The organism is Streptomyces sp. NPDC054956, assembly GCF_053609185.1.
The window spans coordinates 1-9,113 of the sequence record NZ_JBSGXB010000301.1 but is presented as its reverse complement, the minus strand read 5'-3'; the positions used below and the strand labels follow the sequence as shown (position 1 = coordinate 9,113).

The window sequence follows — 9,113 nt, the reverse complement described above, 5'->3', positions numbered from 1 at the left end:
CCCACCACCTATATCTACACTAATTCCTGCGCCGCCCGGGTCTTTTGTTTATACGACACGGGGGCGCGCCCCGCTGGGGGTCTGGGGTCCGCGGGCGGCGGGGGCGCCCCGCCTGGCCCGCGCGCCCGATCGGGTGGAACAGCGCGAGCCGGCCGCCGGGGCGGACCACGCGGGCGAGCTCGCGCAGGTTGGCCCCGGGGTCGGGCAGGTGGGCGATCAGGCCGGCGGCGAACACCGCGTCCAGCGCGCCGTCGCGCAGCGGCAGCCGCGCCACGTCCGCGAGCAGCAGCGCGCCCGCCGCGTCCCGGCCGGCGTCCCGCGCGGCGGCCAGCATCTGCGGGGTGAGGTCCGCGCCGAGCACCGTCCCCGACGGGCCCACGGCCGCGCGCAGCTCGGTCAGCGCCCGGCCGGTGCCGCAGCCCGCGTCGAGCACCCGGTCGCCGGGGCGCAGTCCGAACTCGGCGACCGCCACCTCGAAGGCGGGTCCGTCCCCGGGGAACTTGCGGTCCCAGCCGGCGGCGCGCGCTCCGAAGAACTCCTGTACGTGGGCCTGGTCCTGTGTGCGCTCTTCGCTCATGTGCCCATGATCCCCCACGGGGGCCCTGGCACATGCCTGCGGAACGTGTGCAAGGTGGTACGCGGCGTGATCGGAGATGAACGTATCTCTGTCATATTCCAGCAGTTCCAGTGTCTTTCGAAATGCTCCCCTTGTTCGCGCCCTCACCCGGACTAGCGTCCCGTGGCCATGGGACACCTGGACCACGCCGCCTATGGCTGGCTTACCCCCGCGCTGTCATACGTGATGGCTTCGATCGGCGCCGCCCTCGGGCTGCGCTGCACCGTCCGCGCACTCGCCGCCACGACCGGAGCCTCCCGCCGCAACTGGCTCCTCACGGCGGCCTCGGCCATCGGGACCGGGATCTGGACGATGCACTTCGTCGCGATGCTCGGCTTCCACGTCACCGGGACCGAGATCCACTACAACGTGCCGCTGACCATCCTCAGCCTCCTCGTAGCCATGGTCGTGGTCGGCGCCGGCGTCTTCGCCGTCGGATACGGCAAGGACCGCGGCCGGGCCCTGGTCCTCGGCGGGCTCACCACCGGCCTCGGCGTCGCGAGCATGCACTACCTCGGCATGGCGGCCCTGCGGCTGCACGGCTCGGTCTCCTACGAGCCGTTGACGGTCGGGCTCTCGATCGCCATCGCCGTCGTCGCCGCCACCGCGGCGCTGTGGGCCGCGCTCAACATCAAGTCCCCGGTCGCCGTCGCCGTCGCCTCGCTCGTCATGGGCGCGGCCGTCAGCAGCATGCACTACACCGGCATGCTCGCCGTCGCCGTCGACGTCGTCCCCTCGGACCAGGCGCTGCCGGGCGCGACCGCCATGCAGTTCATCTTCCCGCTCGCCGTCGGCCTCGGCTCCTACCTGTTCATCACCTCCGCGTTCGTCGCGCTCTCCCCGACCGCCGACGAGCGGGCGGCCACCGCCGCCGCCTCGGCTGACCGGCGCCTGGGGGAGCGGGGCGCGGCGACCGCGGCCAACGCCTCCGCACCGGCCCGCTGAGGCCGCGCGGCGGACCGGAGACCGCCGCCGCGCGGGCCGCCGCCACGGCCCGGCCACCACCGACTGCCCCGGCGTCACCACCACCGCCACCGCCCCGCCGTCCACGTACGCCGCCACCGTCACGCACGTACGCCGCCACCGTCACGCACGTACGCCGCCACCGTCACGCACATACGCACCGCCCGGAACGAGGAGCCCATGCGCAGACCCCGCAGAACACCGGAAGCAGCGGCTCCGCGGCCGCCCGCGGCCGCGGACGGCCGCGCCAGGGGAACCGGCCGCCGGGCGCACGCCGGGCCACCCGCCGAGGAGCCGGCGCACCACGAGAACCCCGGCGCCCCGCCGGGCGCGCAGGCCGCCACTGGCGTCCGCGGCGGGCCGGGGCTGCGGCTGCGCCCCGCCACCGTCCGCGCGAAGATCGTCTCGCTGCTGATGGTGCCGGTGGTCTCCCTGCTCGCCCTCTGGGCCTTCGCCACCGTCGACGCAGCCCAGGACGTCGCCCGGCTGAGCCGTGTCCAGCGCGTCGACCGGGAACTGCGGGGCCCGGTCGCCGCCGCCGTCACCCAGCTCCAGGCCGAACGGCGCACGGCCGTGCGGCTGCTGGCCGATCCCACCTCCGGCCAGGCGGCGGCCGCCCAGGCCCCCGGCCAGGCCGAAGCCCTGGAACAGCAGACGCGCCGCACCGACACCGCCGTACGGGCGCTGCGGCTCGGCGACCACAACACCGTCGCCGACTCCGGCGACTACCGTAGCGACATCGTCGTCCGGCTGCGCGCCTTCGTCGCCGCCGCCGAGGGGCTCGGCCCGGTGCGCGAGGACGTGACCAAGCGCCGCGCCACCCCGGAAGCCGCCTACGAGACGTACACGCGGGTGATCGATTCCGCGCTGGAGTTCGGTGGCGCCCTCTCCGGAGGCGGCCAGGACGCCGAACTCGGGCCCGACGCCCGGGTCCTGCTGGAGTTCGCCCGTGCCGGTGAGCAGCTCTCGCGGGAGGACGCGCTGCTGACGGTCCCCGGTCCGCGCGGTGGAGAATCGCTTCGCCGTCTGGCCGGCGCGGTCGAGACGCGCCGGGCCCTGACGGACTCGGCCGCCCGGGACCTGCCCGCCGAACAGCAGGACGCCTGGCAGTCGGTGGCCAAGAGCGCCGTCTACGCCGAGCTCACCGGGGCCGAGGACCGGGCACTGTCCGCAGCCGGGGGAGCCGGGGAGGGAGCCGCCGCGAAGGACACCCGCGCCGCCGGGGCGCCCGCCGGCTGGGAAGCGGCGTACACCTCCGTCGCCGCCTCGATGCGCGAGATCGAGAGCGCGGCCCACAGCCGGGCCGCCGACCGCGCGGACCCGTTCGGCGCGGGCGCGCTCGGCCCCGCCGGGGCCGCCGTCGCGCTGGGCCTGGCCGCCGTGGCCGCCTCGCTCGTCATCTCGGTCCGCATCGGCCGGGCCCTGGTCGTCGAGCTGGTCTCGCTGCGCAACACCGCGCTGGAGATCGCGCACCGCAAACTCCCGCGGGCCATGGACCGGTTGCGGGCCGGCCAGGACATCGACGTGTCCGCCGAGACCCCCGAGGGCCCGGCCGCCGAGGACGAGATCGCCCAGGTCGGCGAGGCGCTGGCCACCGTCCACCGGGCCGCGCTCAGCGCCGCCGTCGAACGCGCCGAACTGGCCAGCGGCGTCAGCGGCGTCTTCGTCAACCTCGCCCGGCGCAGCCAGGTCCTGGTGCACAAGCAGCTCACCCTGCTCGACTCGATGGAGCGGCGCGCCGACGACCCGAACGAGCTCGGTGACCTCTTCCGTCTCGATCACCTCACGACCCGGATGCGGCGGCACGCGGAAAGCCTGATCATCCTGTCGGGTGCCGCCCCGGGCCGCGCCTGGCGGATGCCGATCCCGCTGACCAACGTCGTACGGGCCGCCGTCTCCGAGATCGAGGACTACCCGCGCGTCGAGGTCCGCCAGCTCGCCGAGGCCGCCGTCATCGGCGGGGCCGTCGCCGACCTCACCCACCTGCTCGCCGAACTGATCGAGAACGCCACCCAGTTCTCCCCGCCCCACACCAAGGTCCGGGTCAGCGGCGAACCCGTCGGCGCGGGCTACGTCCTGGAGGTGGAGGACCGCGGGCTCGGCATGGGCCGCGAGTCCCTCCACGAGGCCAACCGGCGCATCGAGCAGTCCGAGGCGCTCGACCTCTTCGACAGCGACCGGCTCGGGCTCTTCGTGGTCAGCCGGCTCTCCGCCCGGCACGGTGTGAAGGTGCACCTGCGCATGTCACCGTACGGCGGCACCACCGCCGTGGTGCTGCTCCCGAACTCCCTGCTCCAGGGCGCCATCACGGCCGCCGCCCCGCAGCCCGCCCCGGCACCGGAGGCGGAGCAGGCCCTGGAACCGGCTCCGGAGCAGCACGTGGCCCCGTACCCGGCCCACCCCCAGACCCAGTCCCCGGCCATGAGCGTCGTACGGGACGACGGGCGCGGTGTCCCGGTCCCCGAGCGGAGCCCCGCGTGGGCGGATCCCCGCCCCGCCCCGGTGGCCCCGCTCCGGCCGCGCGGTTCCGGCGGCGGGGTTCCCCGTACGGCCGTCCCGGCGGTGGCGCCCGCTCCCGCGGCGCACGCTCCCGCGGGGGCTGCGCCGGGCGGCCCGTCCGGCGGTCCGGCCGGTTCCGTCACCGAACTGCCGCGCCGGGTCCGGCAGGCGAGCCTCGTGCCGCAGCTGCGCGAAGCCCCCGCGCCCAAGGCGCCCGCCGGTGTGCGGGGGCCCGAGGACCCGCCCGGGCGCAGCCCCGAGCAGGCGCGGGACCGGATGGCGGCGTACCGGGCGGGCTGGGTGCGCGGCACCCACGAGAACTCCCCTCACGCAGGCAGCGAAGGCGAAGGAGAACGGTGATGATCGAGCATCAGAGGATCGACCTCGACGGTGTCCGCAGGTCCGGCGAGCTGGACTGGCTGCTGGACGACCTCGTGGTCCGCGTCCGCGAGGTCCGGCACGCGGTGGTCCTGTCCAACGACGGCCTGGCGGTGGGTGCTTCCAGCGCCCTCAGCCGGGAGGACGCCGAACACCTGGCGGCCGTGGCCTCCGGGTTCCACAGCCTGGCCAAGGGCGCGGGCCGGCACTTCCACGCCGGGGGCGTGCGCCAGACCATGGTGGAGATGGACGAGGGATTCCTCTTCGTCGCGGCCGCCGGCGACGGCTCCTGCCTGGCCGTGCTCAGCGGGGCCGGAGCCGACATGGGGCTGATCGCGTACGAGATGGCCCGTCTCGTGAAGCGGGTCGGCGAGCACCTGTACACCCCGCCCCGGTTCGCGGCGCGCCCGCCGGCCGCCGGTTGAGGGCGGCGGTCGGGAGCATGAACGGCCAGTGGTACGACGCCGACGCGGGCCCGCTCGTCCGTCCGTACGCCATGACCGGCGGGCGTACGAAGCCGGGACCCCACGGGGTCCGGTTCGACCTGATCGCGCTGGTCGTCGTGGACCCGGCGGGGACGGACGAGGCGGCCGAGTCCCTGCTGGGCCCGGAACACCGGGCGCTGCTCGGCCTGTGCCGGGACGAGACCCAGTCGGTGGCGGAGCTCGCGGCCGACGCGGACCTGCCCGTGGGCGTGGTGCGGGTGCTGCTCGGGGACCTGCTGGAGGCCGGGCACGTCAAGGTCAGCCGGCCGGTGCCGCCCGCGCAGCTGCCGGACGAGCGGATTCTGCGTGAAGTCATCGAGGGATTGCGAGCGCTGTGATGGGACTGCACGACAACGGGCCGGCGCAGGGCGCCGAGGGCGGGGAGGAACTGGCCGCGCTCGCGCTGAAGATACTCGTGGCGGGCGGCTTCGGCGTGGGCAAGACCACCCTGGTCGGCGCGGTCAGCGAGATCCGGCCGCTGCGGACGGAGGAACTGCTCAGCGAGGCGGGGGAGCTGGTCGACGACACGGGCGGGGTCGACCAGAAGACGACGACGACCGTGGCCATGGACTTCGGGCGGATCACGATCCGGTCGGGCCTGTCGCTGTACCTCTTCGGGACACCGGGGCAGGACCGGTTCTGGTTCCTGTGGGACGAGCTGTCGCAGGGCGCGCTGGGCGCGGTGGTGCTCGCCGACACGCGGCGGCTGGAGGACTGCTTCCCGGCGGTGGACTACTTCGAGCACCGGAAGATCCCCTTCGTGGTGGCCGTCAACTGCTTCACGGCCGCGAAGCGGTACGGGGCCCACGAGGTGTCGCGGGCGCTGGACCTGGACCAGGGGACGCCGGTGGTGCTGTGCGACGCGCGGGACAAGGACTCGGGGAAGGAAGTGCTGATCCGGCTGGTCGAGTACGCGGGACGCGTGCACACGGCGCGGCTGCTGGAGTCGGTGGAGCCGCAGGCCGATTCGGTGTGAACCGGCCTGCGGGCGAGGGGGCCGGGGGACCGGGGTCCCCCGGAGGGGAAGGGTCGCGCAGGCGTGCCGGGGCGGCGCCCTCAGTCGGCGATTCCGGCCGCCGCGATCACCTTGTCGATGCGGACGCGGACGAGGAGCTCTCCGGGCACGGCGTTGCGGCGGCCGAAGGCCTCGGCGCGCTCCGCACCCATGTAGCGTCCGCCGATCCTCGTCGCCCAGTCGAGCAGCGCGTCGGCGTCGTCCGTGTGGTCGCTGATCTCGGCACGGCCCTGGAGGACGACGTAGGAGAACGGCGGCCGGTCGTCGTCCACGCAGAGCGCGACCCGGCCGTCACGGGCCAGATTGCGCCCCTTGACGGTGTCCTGCCCGGTGTTGAACACGAAGGAATCGCCGTCGAGAACGAACCAGATGGGAGCGATGTGGGGGCTTCCGTCCTCGCGGACGGTGGAGAGCTTTCCGGTGCGGGTGCCGTGGGAGACGAACTCCCGCCATTCCTCTTGAGTCATCTTCTTCACCATGGGTCCATCCTCCTTGCCGGAAAGACCCTGGTGGGGAAGGCTGGCGGCACGAGTACACGGGGTGGGGCGCGGCCGTGTCGGCCGCGTCGACGGGGAGGGGCTTGATATGGCGCTGGACAAGCAACTGGACTGGCTGCTGGACGACTTGACGCGGCGGGTGCAGCAGGTCCGCCACGCGGTGGTGCTCTCCAACGACGGCCTGGTGACGGGCGCGAGCGCGGGCCTGGCCCGGGAGGACGCGGAACACCTGGCGGCCGTCGCGGCGGGACTGCAGAGCCTGGCGAAGGGGTCGGGGCGGCACTTCAGGGCGGGCGAGGTGCGCCAGACCATGGTCGAGTACGACGACGGGGTCCTCTTCGTCATGGCGGCCGGCGCGGGCAGCTGCCTGTGCGTGCTGAGCGCGGCCGAGGCCGACATCGGTCACGTCGCGTACGAGATGACCCTGCTGGTGAACCGGGTGGGCGAGCATCTGGGCGTCGCGGAGCGGCGGATCACGGGCGGCTGACCTGGGGTTTCGTGGTTGTCCACAGGCCTCGCGCGGTGTCGTCGCTCTCGGTTACGGTCTTCACGCACAGTAATCACTTCTGGTGGGGAGAGCGTGATGACGCAGACGGCACGGATGGCGGCGCGGGAAACGGCGCAGCCGACGGAACGCGCGACGACAGGAACGGCGACACGGACGACGACAGGGGCGGCGGCGGTACGCAGGGCTGCCCGGGCGACGGCACGGACCGCAGGGGCGTTGCCGTCGGCGACGGTGGTGGTGCGGGCGGCGAACGCCGCCGACGGGCTGCTCGGCGGCGGCCGGGCCGCGGGGGAACTGGGTCTGAGCAGGGCCGAGTTCGCCCGGGCCGTCCAGCTGGGTCTCGTGCGCGCCGGTCCGCCCGGGCCCGGCGGGTCCGCCCGCTTCACCCGGACCGAGCTCGACCGCGTCCGGTCGGCCGGGGGATTCCCGCACGCGCTGCTCGAGCGCCTGGAGACGGTGGCGGGGGCGGAAGCCGCGGCCGCCGTCCTGGGAGTGGGCCCGAGCCGGTTCACCCGGCTCGCGCGCTGCGGGCACATCGTTCCGGTGGGATACCGGATCAACCGCTACCGGGCGGTGGTGTGGCTCTACCTGGCCTCGGAGCTACGGGACTTCGCGGCCCGGGAGCCGGGGATGCTGCGCGGGAGCGCGCCGCCGGCGGACGGGGAGCTGATGGCGGCCAAGGCCGATCTGCGCCCGGGGAAGTGGCGCGAGCGCCATGTCGCGCTGCTGCTGGGCCGCACCGCCGACCCCTGGGAGCGGGCGGCCGTGCTGGCCTCGGTCCTCCCGGAGGAGGAGGTCAGGGAGGCCGTGCCCGATCCGGCGGAGCGGATCGTGCTCGCCGCGCTCGCTCCGCCCCCGCCGTACGGGCATCCGCACGTCCCGGCGGCCGCCGCCGTGGCCACCCGCCTGCTGCGGGCCCGGCTCCCGGACGAGACCGCCCGGTACCGGACCAGCCTGGACTTCGCCCTGACCGGTGCCCGGGGTCAGTCGAAGTCGACGGGTGAGAGGGGGCCGACGTAGACCCAGGCCCCGTCCGCGCGGGAGAAGGCGCTGTGCTCGTGCAGCGAGCCGGTGTGCCGGCCCTCGCGGTAGTGCGCCCGGAACTCCACCGAACCCTCCGTCTCGAACATCCCGCCGCGCTCGGTCGCCAGGATCTCCAGGCGCTCCCAGCGCTGCCCGGGGTCGAGGTCGAGGCTGCCCGGCCGGGTCGAAGGGTGCCAGGAGCGCAGGAGGTAGGCGGTGTCGCCGACGGCGAACGCGCTGAACCGGGAACGCATCAGCAGTTCGGCGGTAGGGGCCTGCCGTTGACCGGAGTGGAAGCGGCCGCAGCACTCCGGGTAGGCGGCGGGCAGCCCGCAGGGGCAGGGGAGGGCCGGGGTGGGCATGGGTGCACCCATTTCTTCGGTGACGGGTCGGACTACTGGGGCGACACGGCCGGCTTGAACGCGGCCTTGGCGCCATAAGGGCGGAAGAGCCCTTCCTGGACCACGGAGACCAGCAGCCTGCCCTCGAGGTCGTAGATGCGGCCGCGGGCCAGGCCCCGGCCGCCGTGGGCGATGGGCGACTCCTGGTCGTACAGGAACCACTCGTCCGTCCGGAAGGGCCGGTGGAACCACATGGCGTGGTCCAGGGAGGCCATGTCGAAACCGCGCATGCCCCACAGGGGCTCCACGGGGATGCGCACGGCGTCGAGGAGGGTCATGTCACTGGCGTAGGTGAGGGCGCAGGTGTGCACGAGCGGGTCGTCGCCCAGCGGGCCGACGGCTCGCATCCACACCGCGCTGCGCGGATCGGCGTCCTTGAGCTGCTCGGGCGTCCAGCGCAGCCGGTCCACGTAGCGGATGTCGAAGGGCTGGCGGCGGGCCATCCGCTCCAGGGCCTCCGGCAGCGTGCCCAGGTGCTCGCGGATCTCGTCCACGACCTTCGGGAGCGTGTCCGGGTGCGGGAAGTCGAGGCGGGGAGGCAGCTGGTGCTCGATGCTGCCCTCCTCCGGGTGATGGAAGGAGGCGGTCAGATTGAAGATGGTCTTGCCCTGCTGGACCGCGGTGACCCGGCGGGTGGTGAAGGAGCGCCCGTCGCGCACCCGCTCCACCTGGTACACGATCGGCACCCCCGGGATGCCCGGGCGCAGGAAGTACGAGTGGAGCGAGTG

General features: G+C 74.3%; 11 protein-coding genes. 7 read left to right on the top strand and 4 right to left on the bottom strand.

The features are described 5' to 3' along the window. Window positions 1-19 precede the first annotated feature (19 nt). Entirely contained in the window at window positions 20-577 is a 558-nt protein-coding gene (locus tag ACWGDE_RS31980; protein ID WP_453392532.1) for a class I SAM-dependent methyltransferase, read from the bottom strand. Window positions 578-745: 168 nt separating this feature from the next. Here ACWGDE_RS31980 and ACWGDE_RS31975 point away from each other — a divergent pair, with 168 nt between their 5' ends. The 5 genes from ACWGDE_RS31975 to ACWGDE_RS31955 all read left to right on the top strand — a co-directional run bounded on the left by ACWGDE_RS31975 (window position 746) and on the right by ACWGDE_RS31955 (window position 5,917). Next, window positions 746-1,561, top strand: a complete 816-nt coding sequence (locus ACWGDE_RS31975; protein ID WP_453392531.1) for an MHYT domain-containing protein — start codon at window positions 746-748, stop codon at window positions 1,559-1,561. Between the two features lie 198 nt (window positions 1,562-1,759). Then, window positions 1,760-4,438, top strand: coding sequence for a sensor histidine kinase (locus tag ACWGDE_RS31970; RefSeq protein WP_453392530.1), 2,679 nt, complete (start codon window positions 1,760-1,762; stop codon window positions 4,436-4,438). Then, a complete protein-coding gene (locus tag ACWGDE_RS31965) occupies window positions 4,438-4,881 on the top strand; it encodes a roadblock/LC7 domain-containing protein (RefSeq protein WP_214954590.1) in 444 nt (147 codons plus the stop codon). The genes ACWGDE_RS31970 and ACWGDE_RS31965 overlap by 1 nt, the downstream gene beginning before the upstream one ends. Before the next feature lie 17 nt (window positions 4,882-4,898). Then, the gene (locus tag ACWGDE_RS31960; protein WP_328303519.1) at window positions 4,899-5,279 is read left to right on the top strand and encodes a DUF742 domain-containing protein; all 381 of its coding nucleotides are present in this window, start codon (window positions 4,899-4,901) and stop codon (window positions 5,277-5,279) included. Continuing rightward, the gene (locus tag ACWGDE_RS31955) at window positions 5,279-5,917 is read left to right on the top strand and encodes a GTP-binding protein (RefSeq protein WP_453392529.1); all 639 of its coding nucleotides are present in this window, start codon (window positions 5,279-5,281) and stop codon (window positions 5,915-5,917) included. Before ACWGDE_RS31960 ends, ACWGDE_RS31955 begins: the two co-directional genes overlap by 1 nt. Before the next feature lie 80 nt (window positions 5,918-5,997). Here the strand turns inward: ACWGDE_RS31955 and ACWGDE_RS31950 are convergent, their stop codons facing one another. Next, on the bottom strand, window positions 5,998-6,435 hold the full coding sequence (locus ACWGDE_RS31950; protein ID WP_453392528.1) for a PPOX class F420-dependent oxidoreductase: 438 nt from the start codon (window positions 6,433-6,435) through the stop codon (window positions 5,998-6,000). 106 nt (window positions 6,436-6,541) lie between these two features. Here ACWGDE_RS31950 and ACWGDE_RS31945 point away from each other — a divergent pair, with 106 nt between their 5' ends. After that, on the top strand, window positions 6,542-6,940 hold the full coding sequence (locus tag ACWGDE_RS31945; protein ID WP_453392527.1) for a roadblock/LC7 domain-containing protein: 399 nt from the start codon (window positions 6,542-6,544) through the stop codon (window positions 6,938-6,940). Window positions 6,941-7,177: 237 nt separating this feature from the next. Beyond that, a complete protein-coding gene (locus ACWGDE_RS31940) occupies window positions 7,178-7,981 on the top strand; it encodes a DUF6397 family protein (RefSeq protein ID WP_453392526.1) in 804 nt (267 codons plus the stop codon). Here ACWGDE_RS31940 and ACWGDE_RS31935 read toward each other — a convergent pair. Together ACWGDE_RS31935 and ACWGDE_RS31930 are read right to left on the bottom strand one after the other, a co-directional pair. Further along, window positions 7,945-8,346, bottom strand: a complete 402-nt coding sequence (locus ACWGDE_RS31935) for a YchJ family protein (protein ID WP_453392525.1) — start codon at window positions 8,344-8,346, stop codon at window positions 7,945-7,947. The genes ACWGDE_RS31940 and ACWGDE_RS31935 overlap by 37 nt on opposite strands. Before the next feature lie 32 nt (window positions 8,347-8,378). Further along, the coding region (locus ACWGDE_RS31930) for an acyl-CoA thioesterase (protein WP_453392524.1) at window positions 8,379-9,113 on the bottom strand (735 nt) is incomplete at its 5' end.